The following is a 20,413-nucleotide window of genomic DNA, read 5'->3' as shown; positions in this document are numbered from 1 at the left end:
AGCATGACACTGGTATCCGTTCCCCAATCCCGTCTGCTCGCCACAGCAATTCCGGGGCCCCGCTCCATTGAGCTGCATGCCGAACGGCTAAAGCATGTCACGAGTGGATTTGGCATTACGCTGCCGGTGTTCATCGACCGGGCCGAGGGTGCGATCCTTCAGGACGTCGACGGAAACCGCATCGTCGACTTTGCCTCGGGCATTGCCGTGACTAGCGTGGGTGCCAGCAACCCCAGGGTGCAGGCGCACGTTGGCGACCAGCTGGCCAGATTCACCCACACCTGCTTCATGGTGACCGAATACGACTCGTTCACCGAGGTGTGCCGCTGGCTCAACGAGCACACCCCTGGCGACTTCGAGAAGCGCACGGCCTTGTTCTCCACCGGGGCCGAGGCGATCGAGAACGCCATCAAGATCGCCCGCTCGGCCACCGGCCGCCAAAAGGTTCTCGTCTTCGATGACGCGTACCACGGCCGCTCGTTGTTGACGATGGCGATGACAGCCAAGGAGAACCCCTACAAGCTCAACTTCGGGCCCTTCCCGGCCGAGGTGCATCGCGCACCCTTTGCAGCACCGCTGCGTTGGCCGACTGGAGCTTCACATGCGACAGCCGAGGCGCTCGCCGCAGTCGAGCGCATTCTCACCGCCGAGGGCCCCGAAACATTCGCCGCAATGGTTATCGAGCCGATCCAGGGTGAGGGTGGCTTCATCGTTCCCTCACCCGGGTTCCTGCCCGGGCTTCGTGAGATCGCAACGCGGCATGGAATCGTCTTCGTGCTGGATGAGATCCAGGCGGGCATGGGCCGCACCGGTACCCTCTTCGCGAGCAACGACGAACAGGTCGCGGGCGACATCACCGTTACCGCCAAGGCCCTCGCTGGCGGCCTGCCGCTGAGCGCGGTCACCGGTCGCGTCGAGCTGATGAACGCCGTGCACGCCGGTGGCCTTGGCGGCACTTACGCTGGAAACCCTCTCGCCTGTGCCGCTGCCCTCGGCGTCTTCGAGGCGTTCGCAGATGGCACGCTCGTCGATAATGCCCGCCAGATCGAAGCCACCGCTCGCGCAATCCTCGAGCCGCTGCTCACCGACACGAGCATCGTGGCCGAAGTTCGAGGCCGGGGCGCGATGCTCGCCGTCGAGTTCGCCGACCGGGGGACGCTCGTGCCCAGGTCGGAGCTCGCGAAAGATATCGCCGCACGGTGTCACGCCCAGGGCCTGCTCGTGCTGGTCTGTGGAAGCTACGGCAACGTGATTCGCCTGCTGCCCCCGCTGGTGATCGAAACGGCACTCCTTGCCGACGGCCTCAACGTTCTTCGCGATGTGATTCAGCAGGTGAATGCCGCGGCCCAGGCCGCGTTACTTGAGACCGTTGCCGCATGACTGATTCCGTCTTGACCGCAGTCGACGCAAGCTTCGATCCGTACACCGGGGCTGAGCGCGGCGGTGTGGATCACACGTCACCGGCTGAGGTTGAGGGGATGCTGGCGCTCGCCGTCCGGGCGGGTTCCGTGCTCGCGGCGACGTCTCCGGCAACGCGCGAGAGCTGGTTGAGTGCGGTCGCAGGTGCGCTGCTTGAGCATCAGGAGGAACTCGCAGTTCTTGCCGACGAGGAGACCGGCCTCGGCCTGCCCCGGCTCCGCGCAGAGCTTGCGGGAACCGCGCGGAGCACACTCTTTTATGCGAGCGTTGCAGTCGAGGGCAGCTACCTCGGCGCCAGCTCGGACCTCGTCAGCGAGAGCATCTCATTAGCGCGCTGGAACATCCCCGTTGGGCCTGTCACGGTCTTCGGCGCCAGCAACTTCCCCTTCGGCTTCGGCGTCTTCGGCCACGACGTGGCCTCGGCATTGTCGGCGGCCTGTCCCGTGATCGTAAAGGCCCATCCCGCGCACCCTCGACTCAGCGTGCGGATTGCCGGGATCGTCCGCGAGACGCTTCTCTCGGCCGGAGCGCCTGCCGGAACGTACGACCTGGTCGTCGGCTTCGACGCCGGGCTGCAACTAGTCGATTCGCCTGCGATCAAGACGATCGCGTTCACGGGTAGCGAGCGCGGCGGCATGGCTCTCCGAGACCGCGCCGCGGTTCGCGGGGTCCCTGTGTTTGCCGAGATGGGCACCGTGAATCCCGCGTTCGTGACTGCCGCGGCTGTTGCCGATTCCGCTGGGACCGAGGCCATCGCCGCTGGGTACGTCGGATCGTTCACCCTCGGTGCCGGCCAGTTCTGCACCAAGCCCGGGCTGATCTTCGCCCCGGCTGGCTCGGGCATGTTCGACGCCGTCGCCCGCCACGTTGCCGAGGTTCCGGCCGCACCGCTGCTCACCGCGGGGATCGCCGTCCGCTTCGCTTCCGGGACTGCCGAGCTCGCTGCTGCCGCCGGGGATTCAGCTGCGTCTGCTGCTCTCGTTGGGGAGGGTTACGCTGCAGCAGCACAGGTCTTCCGCGTGGCTATCGCCGATCTCATTCCCGGGTCACGGCTGCTCGAGGAGTGCTTCGGCCCCGTCGCGCTCGTCTGCGAATACGACGACGGTGCTGCGGCCTTAGACGCCTTGGCCGGTCTGCAGGGCTCGCTCGCGGCATCGGTCTTCACCGGCGGATCGACCGATCCTGAGACAGCGGGCATCCTCGCTCGCCTGTTGCCGAAGGTGGGCCGCGTCGCATTGAACGCATGGCCGACCGGCGTCGCAAACACCTGGTCGCAGCAACACGGCGGACCCTGGCCTGCGACGAGTCGCCCCGAGGCCACGAGTGTCGGCGCCGGAGCACTCTCCCGATTCGTTCAGCCCGTTGCGCTGCAGAACGCCGACCCCCGGACGCTCCCCGTGTTTTTCGCCCCGGAGAACCCGTGGCACATTCCTCGCCGCATCGACGGCGTGCTCACCCTTCCTGTTCCCTCCGCCGTTCCCCTCTCCGCCTCGAAGGACCTGTCATGACCGACGCCCCCAGCCAGATCGAACACGACGACCTCATCGACATCGACTTCCTCCTCACCCCCGAGGAGATCGCGCTCCGCGGCCGGGTGCGCTCCTTCGTCGATACCGTTGTTCGGCCCAACATCGCCGACTGGTACGACAGGGCCGTGTTCCCGGTCGAGATCGTCCCCGAGATGGCTCGACTGGGACTGTTGGGAATGCATCTCAAGGGATACGGCTGCCCGGGCCAGAGCGCCGTCGACTACGGCCTCGCGGCTCTCGAGCTCGAGGCCGGCGACAGCGGACTCCGCACCTTCGTGAGTGTGCAGGGGTCGCTTGCAATGAGTGCGATCTACAAGCACGGCTCCGAGGATCAGAAGAACGAATGGCTGCGCGGTATGGCCGCGGGAACCACGATCGGCTGCTTCGGCCTGACCGAACCCGATTCGGGCTCGGACCCCGCGAGCATGAAGACGTTCGCCCGACGTGATGGCGACGACTGGGTCCTCACCGGCCACAAACGCTGGATCGGTCTCGGCACCATTGCCCATGTCGCGATCGTCTGGGCCCAGACCGACGAGGGTGTGCGTGGCTTCATCGTTCCCACGAACACCCCCGGGTTCGAGGCGAAGCTCATCGAGCAGAAGCTGTCGATGCGGGCTTCGATCCAGACCGAACTCATCCTGACCGACGTGCGCCTGCCCGCCACGGCTCTCCTGCCGAACGTGGAAGGTCTGCGCGGCCCATTCGAATGTTTGAACGAGGCCCGGTACGGCATCGTCTGGGGCGTCATGGGCGCCGCCCGCGACAGCTACGAATCAGCACTGGAATACTCAAAGACCCGGCTGCCGTTCGACCGGCCCCTCGCGAGCTTCCAACTCACCCAGCAGAAGCTCGTCGATATGGCGGTGGAAATTCAAAAGGGAACCCTGCTGGCGCTGCACCTGGGCCGGCTGAAGGACGCGGGACGCCTCCAACCGCACCAGATCTCCGTCGGGAAGCTCTCGAACACCCGCGAGGCGATCGCCATCGCGCGGGAGGCGCGCACGATCCTGGGCGGCAACGGCATCACGCTGGACTACTCGCCCCTGCGGCATGCGAACAACCTCGAGAGCGTGCGCACCTATGAGGGCACTGACGAGGTGCACACCCTCGTGATCGGGCACCACATCACCGGTATCCCCGCATTCCGCTGAGTTCCGAGCAGGTGACGGTCGTCACCCCAACTCGACGTCAGCTCTCTGGCTGCACGTTGCTCATTCTCGACAGGCCTTCGCATCCGCAGCCGTGAGCGGGGCGGCCACAGTTCGGCCGAGCTCGCTGGAGGATGCCCAGCCCCAGCGGATGCGGTCCTGCACGGGGTAATACCGCCCGGGCCAAATCCTGCGTGGTTATATCGTGCGTAGTTATAGAAGGTTCGAGTGGCCCGCTGTTTCCCGCGGCTGCCCCCATCCCTACGGGTGTCGGAGTGCTCGTGGTTCCCGACAGCCTCGCCAATTGATTGAACCCGGCCTCGCACCACATGCGCAGCCACTCGATCGAGCGCGGTGTGACCCTCCTTACAGCAGCGCCGATCCGGCCGTCGAGCGGGTCGCCCGGTCCATCGCCTTCGAGGCCTCTCCCCGTGAGTAGCATCGTCCCTGAGTATTGTCGTTATTCCATGAACGAGCAGGGGAGCAGTCATGGCAACCGGCGAAACCCAGATCGACAATGGCATCTTCAGGGTCACCAAGTGGACCATCGAGAGTGGCGACGCGATCCCGATGCATGTGCACGATGTCGAGTACGTGGTGGTGCCACTCGTCAATGACATCATGCACGTGACCAACTCTGACGGCTCGGAGCTCGTGGCGGAGATTCGCATCGGCCAGAGCTACACGCGTCCGGCGGGTGCAGAGCACACGGTGGCCAATCGCGGTAGCGGCACGATCGAGTTCGTCGAGATCGAGAAGCTTCTCTAGCGACCGGGGCCGCCAGCGATTCCCGCGGCAGCGATGTGGTCCTGAAGCGCAAGAACATCGTCTTGGAAGGCCAGGTAGAGATTAGTGATCGTCGCTGCAGCGTGGAGTGACGTCTCAAGGATCTCTTCGCACTTGTGTAGCCGGTACCTCACCGTGTTTGCGTGCACATGTAGGTAGCGAGCTGTGCGGCCGACATCCTGATCGTGGGCGAGGTAGACGACGAGAGTCTCGATGTGGTCGTTGTTCAGGTGCATGGATGCCTCGAACTTAAGCATCTTGTCCTCGAGCTGCGGTGCCTCCCGTCGGGCCAGTAGCCAACTGGCCAGATCGACCTCGTCGAGGAGGACAACTGTGGGGTCAGCTCGCTGAAGGGCTCGGATGCGCCAACCACGAGTTCGCCACCGGCGAGCGCCAACCAGGCTGTGAGCACCGCCGAGTTCTTCTCGTTGAGGTTGGGTCGGCGTTCGATGGGTGATTTGCCGCCACGGGTCTCGACCGAAGAGGCGCGGAGCCCCTCTTCCAAGCCGTTACCGAACACAAAGAAAATAACCCGGTCGACCGCCTCACGTTCAGTGGCATCATCATCGAGATCCATTCGGCATCGGGCTCTCGGAGCCCGATGCCCCCGTCCGTTGAGCTGTCGGCCGGTCGAGTCGAATCAGCGGCCAGATTCGGTGTTGCGTCAGTCTCGCTTGGCGGAGATGGCGAGCCACGCACTTTCGACCGGCTCGGTAGTGTCATGATCTCGGTCGAGTGCGCGAGCGAGCAGGTTCAGTTGGGCGCTCTCATCGTGTGTCGCCAGAACTGACTCGAGGAATCGGTCTAGTTGCGCATCGTCCGCGTAAGCAAGCGGTTTGAGTCGGACAAGCGATGCTGGCGCGTTGTCATGCAGCGAAACCTGCTGAGCGAGTCCCGGGTACCTGACCACGGTATCAGCGTGGACCTCGCCGCTCGCTGCCCGCTGCATGAGTGTGGCTTCAACGACCTCGGGCACATCATCTTTGGCAAGCAGCTCGACGAGATCTTCAGGGAGGTCGTACATTGCAGCAGCTAGTTGACGTTCGTCGGCTTCGTGTGAGGCAGCGAGCAGGGAAGCAGGTCGCGGTGAGGGTCTGATGGAGTCCCGCTTGCTCTCCTGTGCGGGTGTCGGCGCGCCGCTCGACCCGGATCCGAAACTGGTTCGGGTTGATCGTAGTTCCTACTACACGCCGGGCGACGGGAATGCATGTGGTCTCGCGGCTACATACATTGAAACCCGCAGGCTGCGGCCACGCTCGGTTTTTCGAGATGCCCCTCCGTGCGGAATGTACTCAGATGGGCTCGTTCTCAACCGGCCCGAAACCAGCTGAAGAGCTGGCAGCGCGATCCTGCGAATCGCCGAAGCTACCTGAATGACGGGACCCTTGGATCGAGGCGACGGCACAATCTCCTGTCCTGGATCCACCGGCGGCATGTCATTACCTCCAATGGCTGGAGGGATCTCGACCCGTCAGATACAGCGACCTGCGGTTGCTCGATGACATTAGATACCTCCGCAGGAATCGCGTCCGCAAGGCCAGAGAAACCAACCCTAACTCCCGTAGCTACCTTCGCGGCAAGGGCGCCCGAGACGTTAGAAACACTCTCCATGCCGTACTCCGCGACCGCGCCCAGGGGCTCATCCGCATGAGCGGGAACCCCAAGCCCAACGGCCAAAGCGCTCACAGTGAAGAAAACTACCAAGCCAGCAGTGGGACATTTCATGAGCATCAATGCGACTGTTCTAGACGTCAAGGTTCAGTACGCCACATTCACCCGTCAAGGCTGGGAAGCACCGAGGTTCGGGCCGTCTTCTTGAACGCGAGGTGGTGGTCAATCAAGCCGTCAGTTGGACGCCGAGTTCTCGTCCCAGACTTGAAAGCTGCACCGATATGCCTGGATGAGTGAGGTTGAGCGGCTTCCCCGCTGCCGCAATAGTGCCCAGACGATCGAGTTCGGCTCGCATGCCCAACTGTCAGATGTCTGGACCAGAGCGATCTTTGCGCTTTACGAAAAATTGAAGAGGCATGAGCCATTCAGAGACGCAAGCTCTGGGTATGACGTTACCGAAGGCAGCAACAGCGGTCTGGGGTCGTGACCCTGCGGGTGAGCCCATTCCGAGCAATGACGGTTGCGGCGCGTGCCGTCGTGCTGTTTGTCCCGGCACGGATACCAGCATCCAGCGATAGCTGACCAAGCTACCTATCATCCGCTGACGCGGATGCTGCTTCGCAGGTACACCGCAGTCGGAGATGGCATCCGCGCAAAGGCCGCTGGTGGCCGAATGACCCTCCTTCTCGACCCGTTCGGCTTGCGAGCCTTCATCTCGGCGGCCTCCGCGGTGTGGCTCGGTGCGATCAGCTCGACGTCACGGCGCTACTCGTGCTCGCTGTCGCGGTACAGCTCCATCCGCATGGTGGCTGTCGCAGCGTGAGCCGACATCCCCTCTGAGTCGGAGATGACTTGCACCGCAGGCGCCAGAGCCATAGTGCCCTCTCTGGCCACCTTTTGGTAGGTGAGGGGTTTGAGGTAGCGCGATACCGAAAGGCCGGCGCTGTGCTTCGCCCCGCCGGCTGTGGGCAGAGTGTGATTTGTGCCTGCCATTCCTTTATCTGAGTACGCGACCGTGCTCCATGGGCCGAGAAACAGCGAACCGTAATTGGTGAGGTTGGCGTGATAGTAATCGTCGTCCGACGTGATGATCTCGAGATGCTCCGGGGCCAGATCATCCATCAGTTCGATGGCAACCTCGCGACTGGAGACGACCGTGATGGATCCGTAGTCGCGCCAGGCCGGCCCACAGATAGACGCAGTGGACAAACCGGTGAGCTGGTAGTCGATGGCGATCGCCACGGCGTCAGCCAAAGCTTGCGAGGTGGTGATCAGGGCGGCCGGAGAGTTGGGCCCATGCTCGGCTTGGCCCAAAAGGTCGGCGGCGACGATGGCGGGGTTGGCGGTTTCGTCGGCAATAACGGCTACCTCGGAGGGGCCGGCGAGGAGGTCGAGCGCCACCGCGCCGAAAAGCTGGCGCTTAGCCTCGGCCACGTAGGCGTTTCCGGCGCCCACGAGCATGTTGACCGGCAGCTCGTCGAGGAGGCCGAACGCCATCGCCGCCAGAGCCTGCACTCCGCCGAGAAGGAAGACGCGGTCGACACCGGAGAGATGGGCTGCGTACAGGACAGCGTCGTTGGCTGCGCCGTCGGGTTGCGGGGGCGTCGCGGCGATGACATTCGGTACATCGGCCTCCTTGGCGACCCCTACGGTCATAAACGCGCTCGCGGTGAGGGGAAAGCGACCGGCGGGCAGATACGCGCCTACCCTGCTCACCGGCACGTATTTGACTCCGGCAATGACGCCGGGCACCAGCTCGACTTCAAAATCGGTGAGGTGACGGCGGGATTCGGCAGCGAACTGACGGGTTCGCTGAGAGCCCAGTTCGATGGCGCTGCGAAGAGCGTCTGGCAGGCGTGACCCGCTCGTCGCAATATGCTCGGCGGTCAGTTCGAAAGACGCGCCGTCCCACCGATCTAACTTCCTGGCGTACCGCTTGACCGCGTCCAGCCCGTATCGCTCGATGTCGAGCAGCATCTCGCTGACAGTCCGCATGACCTCGGGGTCGCGCTGTGCGGACGGGCTGGTGCTCGGGGCTTTGATGAAGTGGAAGTTGCCGCGGTGCTTGGCCAGGACGGAGGGAGTAAAGCGCATAATCATCGATCGTAGGAATTGAACCTATATCGCACAACAAGGGCGTATCCATAGTGGCTCATAGGCTTACCCTTTGCCAACGCGATAGGGTGCCGCTCATGAGAAACTCACAGGTGCTTGCTTTCTACTGGGCTGCTCGTGCCGGATCGTTCACCGCGGCCGCTCACGAGCTGGGAATGAGCCAGCCCAGTGTTTCTGAGCTCGTTAAACGGCTTGAGGTCGATGTCGGGCTCGAACTTTTCGTTCGCGCCGGCCGTCATCTGGTGCTGACCGCGGCAGGCCAGACTCTCTGGCCGTGGGCGGAGCGTATTCGCGACGACCTGGACAATGCGCAGCGGGCCATGGACGAACTCCGCGGCGTTACCGGTGGCACGGCCTCCTTCGGGCTCCTGAGAAATGCCTCGTTCTACTTCCTGTCGGAGCTCGCAATGAGATTTCACCGCGAGCGGCCCGGCGTGCAGATTCGGCTGGTCGGGCAAAATTCAGTTGAGGTCGCTGCTGCCGTCCGTTCGGGTGAACTTGAGGCGGGACTGGTCGTGCTCCCCGTGCGCACCGATGGCCTCGACGTTTATCCGATCGTGCGCGATGAGGTGTTGTGGGGCAGTTCCGAGCCTGCACGCGTGTCGACACCGTTCGACATCGTCGATGTGGCCCAACGACCCCTCATCCTTTACGATGCACACTACGGCTGGGAGGACCCCACCCGCAGCCAGCTCAGGGATCTTGCCCAGCGACATGGTCTCAACCTCGCGCCATCCATTGAGGTCGAGAACGTGGATTCTGCGCTGGCCCTGGTCGCACAGGGCATCGGTGAAACCATCGTGTCTGGCGCCGTCGCTCGCCACGAAACCTTCCCGCCCGAGATTCACACCGTCGGCTTCGAAGAGCCACTGTTCGACACCATCGCACTGATCCAGCGGGAGGGCGGCGCGATGTCGCCTGTCACAAAGGAGCTGGCGATGATGGCCACCCGCATGCTTATTGACTCAGGGCTCGAGCCGGCTTGATCACTGTTCGTCGCCGGTGACAAGCGCTGCGTAATGGTTGGGACGCCGGTCCGCTATTACATGGTTTCGTGGACCGATCTGCCCGGCTCCAGCGTTCAGGGTAACGGTGGCCGTGACGACGTGGGAGTTTCTCACGCCTGCAGCCCAGCCGTCCGACCCGATGATGGTTGTGCCTTCCGTCCAGAGCTTCCCAGCTTCGATGCCACACCGATCGCAGCAAACGACCGGAATTGCAGACGCTCTGGCCGCGGCCATAGCCTGGATTACTTCGGGTGGATGCTCGCCCTCCGGCCGTGCGAGCAATGGCCAGTTTGTCGGCACTACCAACAATTCCGCCCCGCGGAGGGCAAGACTGCGCGGCACCTCGGGAAATTCCAGGTCGTAGCAGATCAGAACGCCGATTCGACCAAGCGGAGTTTCAACGACGGGTTGGGTCTCGTCCCCGGCGGCGAAAATCGACTTCTCCTCGTCCCACAAGTGAACCTTCCGATACAACGCGAGCAGCCCTCCCGAACTGAGTACCGCAGCGCTGTTGTAAGCGATGTCGCCGCGACGCTCGGCGAAGCCGACCACGACGACCGTGTCGGGCGCGAGCATAGCCGCCCACCGCGTGAATTGGGGGGCATCTGTGCGAAGGGATGCCGCGAGTGCGGCTTCACGGCTTACAAGGTAATATCCGGTGGTGGCTAGCTCCGGCAGCACCAGAAGCTGCACGCCATCCGAGACCGCCTGCGCAATCGCTTCGGTGATCCGGCCGATGTTGCCGCTGAGGTCACCGAGGATGGGAGCGAGCTCGACAGCGCGCACCACGAGGTCTCGCGGTGCGTCAGGAGCAGTTGATGCGAACATACAGCGATCTTACGGACGCAGTTTCGGGCCTGGCATTGGATTCTCCGATACCAGCAATAGCCCGGAGGCGATTGATCCCCGACTCCGGTGGCCGTTATCGTTCACCAACATCATCCAGATGTCCCCGCCAGCTTTCCGCCTCGATCCCCAATGGGAGCCTCATGTCGACATCGACCAGCAGCCACACCCCCGCGAAGGGACTTGTGGAGTCTCGTTCCATTGACTGGGTTCCGCTCAATGAGCGTCACGGCCGGCCGTGGACCTTGTTTCCGCTCTGGTTCATGTCGAACGCGAATGTGACCACCCTCACCACAGGAATGCTCGGCGCGGCCCTGGGGGCGACGTTCGGCGCATCCCTTTTGGCCATCGTGCTGGGTGTTGCCGTCGGCACCGTCTTCACGGCATTTCACTCAGCCCAGGGCCCGCAGCTCGGCCTGCCGCAGATGATCCAGTCACGCGCGCAGTTCGGGTATCGCGGCGTGATTCTGATCTGCGCGATCGTTGTTTTCAGCCTGGTCGGCTTCAACATGTTCAACCAGATGCTGGCTGCTGAAATCCTCACCACATCGACGGGGCTGGATGCTGGCGGCGGCTGGTACATCCTTATCAGCGGTATCGCGGTGCTTCTGGCCATCTTCGGCTACTCATGGATTCATCGCACGCAGACCTGGTTGACTGGTCTCTTTCTCCTGACTTTTGGCGTCTTCACCGTCGTGGCGCCCTTCGTCGTGCCGCTGCCGGCCGACGCGCTGTCGCTCGCGAACATCAACTGGGTCGCTTTCCTTGTGCAATTCGGAGGGGCCGCCGCCTACGCTCTCGGCTGGGCTCCCTATGTCTCCGACTACTCGCGCTATCTCCCGCCCCAGACCAGCCCGGCGCGTGCTCTCGGGTTCACCTACGGCGGAGTTTTCGTCGGCGCGGTCTGGCTGATGGCGCTCGGTGCTTTCATCGCTGCAGGCTTCGTCGGCGCGGCACCACTGCAGGGTGTCAGGGATGCCGCGGACGCTTTCTTGCCGGGTTCCGGAATTTGGCTACTCGTTGCCGCGCTGCCAGGGCTCATCAGCGTCATCACGATCAACATCTACGCGGCATCCCTCGAACTGATCACCATCGTCGATTCCGTGCGGCCGATCCGCCCCACCCGCACTGTACGCGTCGTCGCGTGCCTGGTTATCGCCGCCGCTGCCGTGATCGGCTCACTCCTCAGCACCGGTGACTTCCTGAGCAACTTTGGCAGCTTCCTCGTCATCCTGTTGTACGTCCTGGTTCCCTGGACCGCCATCAACCTGATCGACTACTACTTCGTGCGCCGAGGGCAGTATGCGGTCAGCGAGATTTTCAAGCAGGATGGCGTCTACGGAAGCTGGGGATGGCGCGGCCTCGCCGCATACGGCATCGGCATCATCGCGATGATCCCCTTTGTGGTGACGGTCTGGTTCACCGGCCCGGTGGCTGCTGCCCTGGGTGGCGCTGACATCGCTCTGTTTATCGGTCTCGCGGCCTCCGCCATCGCGTACCTGTTGTTCAGCCACTCGCTCGATACCGCCCGCGAGCGCGCAGTTGCAGCACAGGATCGCATCGAAACCGGGCACGAAGCTGTGGCGTTTGGTCGACTAACGACCACCCGGTAGTCGGCACGGTCTCGCGAGCGTCGCCAAGAACGCCGGCGCTTGCGGGGGTCAGGCACTGGGGATGCTCAATGTCGAGCTTTATGGCCCTGGGGAGACCCGATTTTGCGGACACAGTCCGAGAAGTGCACATGTTGGTGGCGAAGATCTCCGGCACACACCCACTGTGGCCATCAGGATCAGGATCAGGATCAGGATCAGCCCGAAAACCTCGCACACCGTGCCCGCATACGCTTTATGTCCAATTCGGCAGCCTCGATGAGCTCGCTGTCGATGTGTTGCGTCGCGAGTTCATGGAGATCAGTGACCTCGGCATGCCGCACGGCCGGGTTGCGGCGAGCTGATCGCTTATTGGCGGCTGGGCATGCTGGATATGACGTGGAAGCCATACTTCACGGAATGACGGGATAGTAGACCCATGACACATGCGTCTACGCTGATCGGCGCCGCCCGCAAAAGTCGCCAAGTCACCCACCAGCAGCTCGCGACACCCGCATCGACCATGGCAGTGTCTCTCGCTCCGAGCGTGGACGCGATGCGAGTTTTGAGATCGTCGATCGACTGCCCGGCGGAGCCGGTCACCGACTATATTCGGCACCGACGACGCGGGACGACGCCGCAACCGTAGCTGCGGAGATTCGTCGACAACTGACAGCGGGGGACACGGACCGGACACTGCGCACGCTACTGCAGATGAACGACAATCTTGTAGCCGAGAACGGACTCGTGCGTAGAATTCTCCGGTTCGCCGAGCCGGAGTCAACTCGAGACCTTGTCTGGGATGCGGCGCTCGCAGCGCTCGTGGCTTGGCGAATCGGCGAGGAGGGAATCCCTTCGCGTACCTCGGTTGATCTCCCCGATCGATTTCTGGCTGGACCACGAACTCCCGAAACTGATGCGGCCGATCCTGTGCCGCCGCTGTCCGAGGTGCCGGCGGAGTTCGCCAAACGGCGCGTTCTGGCGTGGCGTGCAACGTTTGAAAGCGTGTGATCGCGCCAACCCTCCTCGACCGCGGCAGCGGCTCATCCTGACCTCCGCGAACTTATAGCCGAGCTTCGGGCGGCAGGTGATGTGGCAGGAATCCGTTTAGTCGGTGGGGTTGCCCTGTCGTTGCGCTTCTTTGATCGCGGGACGGCGCAGGGACTTGACCCCTTTTACGTTCGCCCTGGAAGCGACGAGGCGGTCACCGCAGCGGCGGCCCGAGTTGCGCAGCGGCATGATTGGGACTCAGCCTGGCCTAACTTCGAGGTCACGACGGCGGATGCTCTGCACACGCACTGGCGCGCCGTTAAGTGGGACACGACCTACGCCAGTGACGGCATCGTTATTCAGGTCGCATCCAAGGACGCATTATTGGCGATGAAATTGCGTGCGAACCGACCCGGCCGCAATACCCGCGACATTCGTCTGCTACTGAGCTTGTGCGAGACCGCGACACTGGACGAAGCCGGAGATTTCTGCGGGATTTCTATCCGGGTAGTGGCCCGATTCACGAGCCGTGGCAATAGTTTCGACGATTCTCTTCACCGGTACTCTCGAGACGCCAAAGCCGTCGGAGCCGGTCAATCGCTGCTGTCGCACCAGCACAACTACGAGCGTCTGCCCGCTCTTCACCGACACGTGGGGAACATCGAGGTCAGCATGCGTCATCGAGGTCACGCCCAGTCACGAGCATTTTGGCGGAATTTCGGCGACGTCCGCATGAGTCCGGGGGATCGGCGCTCGCCACGGATCAATAGGCCGGGGGTTCGAATCCCTTCGTGCGCACCGATGACTCTCAACCGAATGAGATTCGTAACCCTCGGTCAGCCAGGGGTTTTTGGTGGCAAAGTACGACGCTTCAGTTGGCGCCGCGTTGCCGCGACTCTCATCTGCCTACGTATGACCCACGCCCCTATGTAAACACCAAGTTCTCGGGCCGGACCGTCGAGTCTCGATGCGCCAAAAACGTGCTGGAACACAGCCACAAACAAGAACAGTGATGGAGCGCGTTCTGAAAACTCACTGTTCCTCAGTGGGAAACGGGTGAAGCCGGGCACTGTCATTCAGTGCCCGGCTTCTCGACAGCATCGAACTACTTGATTGCCGCCCGAAGCTCAGCTGCAGCTGCAGCGGGGTCTGCGGCACCATAGATCGCGGCGCCTGCCACGGCGACACGCGCCCCGGCTTCCTGAACCGCACCGATGGTTGCGATCGTCACGCCTCCAGCGACCGAGAATGGTACCCCGGAGGTCGATCCGGCTTCGAGCAGCGTGCCGAAGGTGAATCCAGCTTCGACCTGCTCGTCAAGGCCGGCGTGCATTTCGACGAAGGTGGCGCCGAGGGCGGTCACCTCTTTCGCGCGAGCGGCTTTGTCTTTGACGCCGATGAGGTCGACGACGATTCCCTTACCGTGCGCGCGGGCTGCCTTCACCGCACCGGCGATGGTCGAATCTCCGGCGACGCCGAGGATAGTGACCAAATCTGCACCGGCCGTGAAGGCGATGTCGGCTTCGAGCTCGCCGGCATCCATCGTCTTGAGGTCGGCGAAGACGATCTTGTCAGGGTGGGCGTCTTTCATCGCGGTGACGACCGAAAGGCCGGCGGCCTTGATCAGCGGCGTGCCCAGCTCGATGATGTCGACGCTGTCGGCGACCTTCGCCGCGAGAGCGAGGGCATCCTCGGTCGTGAGGAAGTCAATGGCTACTTGGAGTTGCATGGTGTTTCCATTCTTTCGTTGGTGGGGAAGGGAGATCGAGTCAGGGTGAGTACAGGTGTGGGGTCTGCGGCTATTCGAGGTTTGCGTGCCGGGGCCACAGGTCATCGGCGCTTTGCCCGGACCTCATCCACAGCGAGTGGAAAAAGGCGTCACCGATCGTGACGACAGCCTGTTCGAAGAGGGATCCTGCGTACTGCACAGACTTGGTGGCGGCGCGATCAAGTTTTTCGGCAGCGGGAACCTCAATAAGAACCGATGAGATATTCGCGAGCGGAGATTTTGTGGCGGTAGTCAGGGTGATGACAGTTGCTCCGACGTCGATAGCAGTCCGGGCCGAGCGCACGAGGGCTTCTGTTGTGCCGGAGCCGCTCGCCACCAGGAGCAGGTCTTCACGACCGATTGCAGGCGTCGTAACCTCCCCAACGATGTGCACGGTGAGCCCGAGGTGCATCAGTCTCATCGCGGTCATGCGAAGGGCAAGACCAGAACGTCCCGCTCCGAGAACGAAGATGCTTTTGGCTTGGCGGAGCTCGTCGACGGCACGCTCAAGCGAAAGCGGATTGAGATCCGCGAGTGCATCAACCAGAGTCGCGTCCTCGCGGGCGATGATGTTCAGGGCGTCGAGCACAGGAAACGTATTAACAACTGCCATCTTTTAACGGAACACCAGTAACAGCGTTCCAGTCACTGGTCGCAGGGATGGAAGCTGCTACTCGAAAGAGCAGTTTTTGATTTTCCGGGGCCATAAAGGCATTTATCAATGATGTGCAGGCGACTACGTGGCGTTCAGGCTCCGGATATTGACAATCGAGGCGAGTTCGGCACGGTTGGAAGCGCCGACTTTTTTGAGAACGTTCGCGACATGGAACTTGACCGTGTTCTCGGTGATGTTCAACGCATCCCCGATGGCTCGATTTCGAGTACCGGAGGCAACGAGCTCGAGTACTCGTCTTTCCTGCGGTGTCAGTGCCCACAGGGGAGCCATGTTCAGGTGAGTCGTGACGGGATCCAGGGGCAGAGAAACAAGGATTTCCGATCCCCACCCGCCGGTTGCTTCGACTCGAAGTGTGCCGTCGAGGGCGGTCACCCGCGAACTGAGCTGCCACACATTGGCGGTGTCCACCGTGAGGTCACCCGGTCCGTCATCGCGAATGTTGATCAACAGGTTGCTCCCGTCGCAATCCCACTGCACACGCACACGACTCACACCGGACTGTTCGACGAGCGCCAAAACCGCACCCCGAACGATCGCGCGGCCCGCATGCGCGACCTCTCCGGGAAGCGCTCGTCCATTTACCGGGGGCTCGATGAACTGGATGTCGAGATCGCCAAAGCGGGCGAGCGGGCGAAGTTCGTTCTGCAAGCTCTCAAACGCCCGGGAAACCGGCTCTTTGGAGAGCTTTCGATCCCGATCCGACACCGCACGAAGTTTGACCATTGCGGTGGCGGCAATGTCTGTGGCTGCCTGACGGACGGCTGCGTCCGAGGCTTCACGCGAACGCAGAACGGCCAGCAGCATCTCCAGCGTGGTGGAGTGGGCGTCCGATAGCTCTGCGATGATGGCCGCGCGTTCCACTGACATCGTCCGGGAATCGAACAGGTAGGCGGGAGTTGCGGCCGCAACCTGATGGCGGATGCTCAACGCGACCAGATCCCACAGGCCCGTGATGATGATCATCACCTCGTCCAGCTTCTCTGCTGTTGACGCAACGAGTATCGGGTCTGTCAGGACCATCAGCGCACCGCTGGAGGCGATCCAACCAGCGAAGAGCCGATCACTGCCGGCGATGATGCCGGACGCTGCCCAACTCGCTCCATTATCGGATCGCACTGTCTCTCTGATGACGTCCAATTCGGCGACTGTGACGTGATCGGCGATCGACGGCTCGCCCGCGCGCTTTTGCGGACGACCGGTGCAGTCCTCGGTGAAGATCACGAGGGCGGAATGACCGACAAGCGGGCTCAGGAGCTCGGCGAGAGCGGGCGCGATGCCCAGAAGTGGGTTCGACAACACGGTGTGCAGGTCACGCACCAGTGCGGTCGACGAGGGTTGGTTGGGCAATGTCATAGTCCTAACATAATTGGGCGGCGATGAATCCCACTCCAACGAGTAGTCCTCGCTTCACTCCACGGCGGCGGGCAGGGCTCGACGCCGAGCTGTCAGACAACCCACTCGGCCCGCTGCGATGGCGGCATTTCCCGGTGGACCCGGTTCATCACCTCCCGAGACCCATGACACCGTCGGCTGGGGACGCCGCCTTATCAGGGAGCGAGTCGCTGTTCCGCGACGCTGTTCCCGCCGTCGACGACGATTACCTGTCCGGTCACGTACGATGCACCCGGGGTCGCCAGCCAGACGATCGCCGCGGCCACCTCATCCGCCGTCCCGCTTCTGCCCGCCGGTACATGCGCACCTTCGAGTGCTTCGGACGGCAGCTGGGATCCGGTCGAAATCCAGCCGGGAGCGACCGCGTTCGCCGTGATCGCAGCACCTGCTTCGTCGACGGCCAGGGCCCGGGTGAGCCCGACGAGCCCGGCTTTTGCTGCGGCGTAGGAGATGTCTCCACGTGACGCCATCACCGGCCCGGTCACGCTCGCTACCGTGACAATGCGACCCCAGCGTGCAGCACGCATCCGAGGGAGAACGAGGCGAGTCATGTAGAACGCGCTCGACAGGTTCAGGGCGATGCTGCGATCCCAATCATCCGGATTCATCAGCGCGTCACCCGACAGCATTTCGGTGTCGCCCGTTGAGACCATACCCGCGTTGTTCACCAGGATGCTCGGCACCACGGATGCCCCCATCAGTGCATCGCCCAACTCGCCCGCGAGCCTCGCCGACTCCAGTCGGGCAACAAACCCATGGGCATCGATGCCGAGCTCACGCAGCTCGTCGACTCGATCATGGATTCGCGCGGTTGTGCCGGTGATCGCAACGGTGGCTCCCAGTTGCCCGAGGGATCGGGCCGAAGCGAAGCCAATTCCGGTCGGGCTTCCCGCCCCGGTAATCAAAGCTGTGCGACCGGTGAGATCCCATGCCGCGGGGAGTGTCATGCAGATCATGCTAACCCGCCAGAGTGCTGGTGGCACGAGTCGGATCTGAGCTTCCCCGCTTGCGCAGGTTGGCTGATCCTTGTCCTGTCTCAGGACATCGACAGCACTTTTGCGTCACGACATTGCTGACAGTTCCCGCACTCGTGGCGGTGAGACCTCTGCTCGATGTTGGCGGGATGAACTCACGTCAGCCCGTTGATCGTCGTGTCCGTCTTGCGATTGCCCGACTGCCCGGATGCCCGGATGCCCGATGACCTGATGACGCACGGCGCTCGAGCAGTCCCGTGCGTTACGTATAGAGGTCTGGGCGTCGATCTTTGTGGACGTCATTGCCGGCGCTTATCGACTTATCAGTCGCTTCCGGCAGATTGAGTGTTGCGTAAATTATCGTCTCTTCATCGAGGCGGAGGGTGGTTGTCGGGTAGCCGTCCGGGTCGATAATCACGCTCCCTCCGAGCCAGGCCTGATCGCGTTCCGTCCCTGCCCTGTCGGCGATGGCCACGAATATTCGGTTGCTGCTCGCCGCGGCTTGTGCGCGGACAATTTCACTGGGTCTCTCACCGGCGGGGCGTGGGTACAGCGGCCAGTTCACCGGGGCGCAGAGCAGGGCTGCCCCAGCTTCGGCGACGTGTCGTACCCATTCGGGGAATTCGAGGTCGTAGCAAATGACCAGGCCGATTGGGCCCACTGCTGTGTCGACGACCGGAGGCGAATCAGATCCTGCGGTGAACAGGCCCAACTTTTCACCGTCCCACAGGTGTGCTTTTCGATAGGTAGCTCGCAGTCCGGTCTCGTCGACGATGACGGCGGAATTGTAGATCTTGCCATCGTGTCCATTTTCGGCAAAGCCCCCAACGATGATCACTTTGCGCTGCTCGGCGAGCTGTTGCCACCCGGCTATGGTCGGTCCGTCGACGGGCTCCGCGAGGGCGTGCAATTCTTGCGGGGACGAGAACATATACCCGGTGTTGGCAAGTTCGGGCAGGACGATGACCTGCGCGCCACCATCAGCTGCTCGACTGACGGCGGCATGTATTTTGGCACGATTCCCGGCCCGGTCACCGATCTGCAACGCGATCTGGCAGCAGGCGACGATAGTGCCGGAGTTGGTCACGGGTGGGCTACTCCTTCGAGCTCCTGGTTGCTTTTCGCCTCGGCGGTTGCCTCGGCCGACCGGTTGAGGTTTCGGCAGAACAGGAGGTAAAGACCGCCGGAAACAACCAACCCGAAGATGAAGGAGATGTCCGCCCCTCCCAGCAATTCGGCGACGGGGCCCACGTAGAAGCTGGTGGAGAAGAACGGGATCATGGCCGCAAAACCTATGAAGTATGCGGTGACGCCGCGCCAGGCCCATCGGCCGTACAGGCCGCCGGGTTTGACGATTTCGGCGATGGCGTATTTGCCGTGGCGCACGAGGTAAAAGTCCACGAGGTTGACAGCGGTCCACGGCACCAGGAAGTACAACATCAGTAGAACGAAGTTGTTGAAGCTGGCCAGGTAGTCGTCGGGGATGACCAATGCGATCGCCAGGCAGACGAGTCCCACGATTGCCAATCCGATAACACGCAGGCGAACTGTCGGTCGTACTTCCCTGAATCCGTCGACCGCGCTGGTTCCCGTGAGCATCGCGCCGTAGGCGTTGACTCCCATGATCGACACAAGCGCGACGACCGAGACGAGCACGGCGAAGGTGCCGAAGCCGGGCACCAGCAGGTCACCGATTTGTTGGAGAGACGTGATCGGGTCGGCGTTAGGGATGTAACTGGCGAGGAGCGAGCCGAGCGACATCAACCAGATAGCAGAAACGCCAGCGCCGAGATAGACGGCGGTGATGAGCTTCGGTGCGGAGGATTTTGCTGGTAGGTATCGCGTGTAGTCCGAGACATAGACCGCGTAACTGATGTTGTATCCGGCCGCGAGCGAGAACTGCACGAGAAATGCCGTCCAGTTCCATCCCGACGTTGCCGCAGCAGCAGCCTCGACCATCGGGACGGTAGCGAAGTGCACAACGGCAACGATCGTGACGATGGCGAACACGAGGATCAGGAGGTAGGTCAACCAGCGTTGGATGAAGTGAAGTAGATCGTGGCCGACCACCGCGATGACGATGGCCAACACGATGAGGACGGGGTACCAAAACAACTTCCCGCCGGAGAGAACCAGCTGGATTCCCTGGGTTGCCAAAATGGTGTCGAAAACGAGGAATCCGACGTAGACGAACACGGTAGCGGCAAAGGGAACAACCGCTCCGCGGCTACCGAATTGCGCTCTGGACTGGATCATCTGCGGCAGGCCCATGCGCGGCCCCTGATTGGCATGGAAGGCCATGAAGAATGTGCCGAACAGCACCCCCACCACGATAGCGAGCACGCTGAACCCGACGCTCAGCCCCATTGCGGGACCAACGAAACCGGTCACCATAGTGGGCAACACAAAGTTTCCGGTGAACCAGAACGGAGCCTGGTGCCACACCTTCCCGTGTCTTTCGGAACCGGGCACGTAGTCAATCGAATGCTGTTCAATGACCGAATCGCGTTCGGATGTACCGGGATGAGACATCATTGTCCTTTTCTGATGGCAGCTGGTG

The 20,413-nt window shown here is 62.5% G+C and carries 17 protein-coding genes; 6 read left to right on the top strand and 11 right to left on the bottom strand.

Translation table 11 applies throughout. From position 1 onward, the window contains the following. The first annotated feature begins 3 nt into the window (after positions 1–3). The 4 genes from IEW81_RS05600 to IEW81_RS05585 all read left to right on the top strand — a co-directional run bounded on the left by IEW81_RS05600 (position 4) and on the right by IEW81_RS05585 (position 4,867). On the top strand, positions 4–1,380 hold the full coding sequence (locus IEW81_RS05600; protein ID WP_229671247.1) for an aminotransferase class III-fold pyridoxal phosphate-dependent enzyme: 1,377 nt from the start codon (positions 4–6) through the stop codon (positions 1,378–1,380). Next, entirely contained in the window at positions 1,377–2,927 is a 1,551-nt protein-coding gene (locus IEW81_RS05595; RefSeq protein ID WP_097060066.1) for an aldehyde dehydrogenase family protein, read from the top strand. Before IEW81_RS05600 ends, IEW81_RS05595 begins: the two co-directional genes overlap by 4 nt. Then, positions 2,924–4,102, top strand: a complete 1,179-nt coding sequence (locus IEW81_RS05590) for an acyl-CoA dehydrogenase family protein (RefSeq protein WP_097060067.1) — start codon at positions 2,924–2,926, stop codon at positions 4,100–4,102. The genes IEW81_RS05595 and IEW81_RS05590 overlap by 4 nt, the downstream gene beginning before the upstream one ends. Positions 4,103–4,588: 486 nt before the next feature. Continuing rightward, a complete protein-coding gene (locus IEW81_RS05585; protein ID WP_097060068.1) occupies positions 4,589–4,867 on the top strand; it encodes a cupin domain-containing protein in 279 nt (92 codons plus the stop codon). On the opposite strand, the gene IEW81_RS05580 is transcribed toward IEW81_RS05585, so the two are convergent. The 4 genes from IEW81_RS05580 to hisD all read right to left on the bottom strand — a co-directional run bounded on the left by IEW81_RS05580 (position 4,864) and on the right by hisD (position 8,590). Then, positions 4,864–5,142 (bottom strand): helix-turn-helix domain-containing protein, encoded by a 279-nt coding sequence (locus IEW81_RS05580; RefSeq protein ID WP_097060069.1) that lies wholly within the window; start codon positions 5,140–5,142, stop codon positions 4,864–4,866. The genes IEW81_RS05585 and IEW81_RS05580 overlap by 4 nt on opposite strands. Before the next feature lie 407 nt (positions 5,143–5,549). After that, positions 5,550–5,909, bottom strand: coding sequence for a hypothetical protein (locus tag IEW81_RS05575; RefSeq protein WP_097060070.1), 360 nt, complete (start codon positions 5,907–5,909; stop codon positions 5,550–5,552). An 813-nt stretch (positions 5,910–6,722) separates the two neighbouring features. After that, positions 6,723–6,851, bottom strand: coding sequence for a LysR family transcriptional regulator (locus tag IEW81_RS14755; RefSeq protein ID WP_143544640.1), 129 nt, complete (start codon positions 6,849–6,851; stop codon positions 6,723–6,725). Between the two features lie 410 nt (positions 6,852–7,261). Beyond that, positions 7,262–8,590, bottom strand: a complete 1,329-nt coding sequence (hisD, locus tag IEW81_RS05565) for a histidinol dehydrogenase (protein WP_097060073.1) — start codon at positions 8,588–8,590, stop codon at positions 7,262–7,264. A 98-nt stretch (positions 8,591–8,688) separates the two neighbouring features. On the opposite strand from hisD, the gene IEW81_RS05560 reads away from it, so the two are divergent. Further along, on the top strand, positions 8,689–9,597 hold the full coding sequence (locus IEW81_RS05560) for a LysR family transcriptional regulator (RefSeq protein WP_097060074.1): 909 nt from the start codon (positions 8,689–8,691) through the stop codon (positions 9,595–9,597). Here IEW81_RS05560 and IEW81_RS05555 read toward each other — a convergent pair whose 3' ends face one another. After that, a complete protein-coding gene (locus tag IEW81_RS05555) occupies positions 9,598–10,446 on the bottom strand; it encodes a nitrilase-related carbon-nitrogen hydrolase (protein WP_097060075.1) in 849 nt (282 codons plus the stop codon). Between the two features lie 161 nt (positions 10,447–10,607). Here IEW81_RS05555 and IEW81_RS05550 point away from each other — a divergent pair, with 161 nt between their 5' ends. After that, entirely contained in the window at positions 10,608–12,077 is a 1,470-nt protein-coding gene (locus IEW81_RS05550) for a purine-cytosine permease family protein (RefSeq protein ID WP_097060076.1), read from the top strand. A 2,071-nt stretch (positions 12,078–14,148) separates the two neighbouring features. Here IEW81_RS05550 and hxlA read toward each other — a convergent pair. The 6 genes from hxlA to IEW81_RS05520 all read right to left on the bottom strand — a co-directional run bounded on the left by hxlA (position 14,149) and on the right by IEW81_RS05520 (position 20,385). Continuing rightward, the gene (gene hxlA, locus IEW81_RS05545) at positions 14,149–14,772 is read right to left on the bottom strand and encodes a 3-hexulose-6-phosphate synthase (RefSeq protein WP_097060079.1); all 624 of its coding nucleotides are present in this window, start codon (positions 14,770–14,772) and stop codon (positions 14,149–14,151) included. Positions 14,773–14,842: 70 nt separating this feature from the next. Further along, a complete protein-coding gene (gene hxlB / locus IEW81_RS05540) occupies positions 14,843–15,424 on the bottom strand; it encodes a 6-phospho-3-hexuloisomerase (protein WP_097060080.1) in 582 nt (193 codons plus the stop codon). 123 nt (positions 15,425–15,547) lie between these two features. After that, positions 15,548–16,840: a helix-turn-helix transcriptional regulator gene (locus tag IEW81_RS05535; RefSeq protein WP_097060081.1), complete on the bottom strand. Its 1,293-nt coding sequence runs from the start codon at positions 16,838–16,840 to the stop codon at positions 15,548–15,550. A 194-nt stretch (positions 16,841–17,034) separates the two neighbouring features. Next, on the bottom strand, positions 17,035–17,826 hold the full coding sequence (locus IEW81_RS05530; protein ID WP_097060386.1) for an SDR family NAD(P)-dependent oxidoreductase: 792 nt from the start codon (positions 17,824–17,826) through the stop codon (positions 17,035–17,037). 289 nt (positions 17,827–18,115) lie between these two features. Further along, on the bottom strand, positions 18,116–18,940 hold the full coding sequence (locus tag IEW81_RS05525; protein ID WP_097060082.1) for a nitrilase family protein: 825 nt from the start codon (positions 18,938–18,940) through the stop codon (positions 18,116–18,118). Further along, positions 18,937–20,385 (bottom strand): purine-cytosine permease family protein, encoded by a 1,449-nt coding sequence (locus tag IEW81_RS05520; protein WP_097060387.1) that lies wholly within the window; start codon positions 20,383–20,385, stop codon positions 18,937–18,939. Before IEW81_RS05520 ends, IEW81_RS05525 begins: the two co-directional genes overlap by 4 nt. Positions 20,386–20,413: the final 28 nt, after the last annotated feature.

The organism is Salinibacterium xinjiangense, assembly GCF_014645015.1.
GTDB classification, from domain to species: domain Bacteria; phylum Actinomycetota; class Actinomycetes; order Actinomycetales; family Microbacteriaceae; genus Rhodoglobus; species Rhodoglobus xinjiangensis.
This window is presented reverse-complemented; position numbering and strand designations above follow the sequence as displayed.

Bases quoted from the DNA above. Each gene is read 5' to 3' on its own strand.
- IEW81_RS05600 (WP_229671247.1), top strand. From the start codon at position 4: ATGACACTGGTATCCGTTCCCCAATCCCGTCTGCTCGCCACAGCAATT.
- IEW81_RS05595 (WP_097060066.1), top strand. From the start codon at position 1,377: ATGACTGATTCCGTCTTGACCGCAGTCGACGCAAGCTTCGATCCGTAC.
- IEW81_RS05590 (WP_097060067.1), top strand. From the start codon at position 2,924: ATGACCGACGCCCCCAGCCAGATCGAACACGACGACCTCATCGACATC.
- IEW81_RS05585 (WP_097060068.1), top strand. From the start codon at position 4,589: ATGGCAACCGGCGAAACCCAGATCGACAATGGCATCTTCAGGGTCACC.
- IEW81_RS05580 (WP_097060069.1), bottom strand. From the start codon at position 5,142: ATGCTTAAGTTCGAGGCATCCATGCACCTGAACAACGACCACATCGAG.
- IEW81_RS05575 (WP_097060070.1), bottom strand. From the start codon at position 5,909: ATGTACGACCTCCCTGAAGATCTCGTCGAGCTGCTTGCCAAAGATGAT.
- IEW81_RS14755 (WP_143544640.1), bottom strand. From the start codon at position 6,851: ATGCGAGCCGAACTCGATCGTCTGGGCACTATTGCGGCAGCGGGGAAG.
- hisD (WP_097060073.1), bottom strand. From the start codon at position 8,590: ATGCGCTTTACTCCCTCCGTCCTGGCCAAGCACCGCGGCAACTTCCAC.
- IEW81_RS05560 (WP_097060074.1), top strand. From the start codon at position 8,689: ATGAGAAACTCACAGGTGCTTGCTTTCTACTGGGCTGCTCGTGCCGGA.
- IEW81_RS05555 (WP_097060075.1), bottom strand. From the start codon at position 10,446: ATGTTCGCATCAACTGCTCCTGACGCACCGCGAGACCTCGTGGTGCGC.
- IEW81_RS05550 (WP_097060076.1), top strand. From the start codon at position 10,608: ATGTCGACATCGACCAGCAGCCACACCCCCGCGAAGGGACTTGTGGAG.
- hxlA (WP_097060079.1), bottom strand. From the start codon at position 14,772: ATGCAACTCCAAGTAGCCATTGACTTCCTCACGACCGAGGATGCCCTC.
- hxlB (WP_097060080.1), bottom strand. From the start codon at position 15,424: ATGGCAGTTGTTAATACGTTTCCTGTGCTCGACGCCCTGAACATCATC.
- IEW81_RS05535 (WP_097060081.1), bottom strand. From the start codon at position 16,840: ATGACATTGCCCAACCAACCCTCGTCGACCGCACTGGTGCGTGACCTG.
- IEW81_RS05530 (WP_097060386.1), bottom strand. From the start codon at position 17,826: ATGACACTCCCCGCGGCATGGGATCTCACCGGTCGCACAGCTTTGATT.
- IEW81_RS05520 (WP_097060387.1), bottom strand. From the start codon at position 20,385: ATGTCTCATCCCGGTACATCCGAACGCGATTCGGTCATTGAACAGCAT.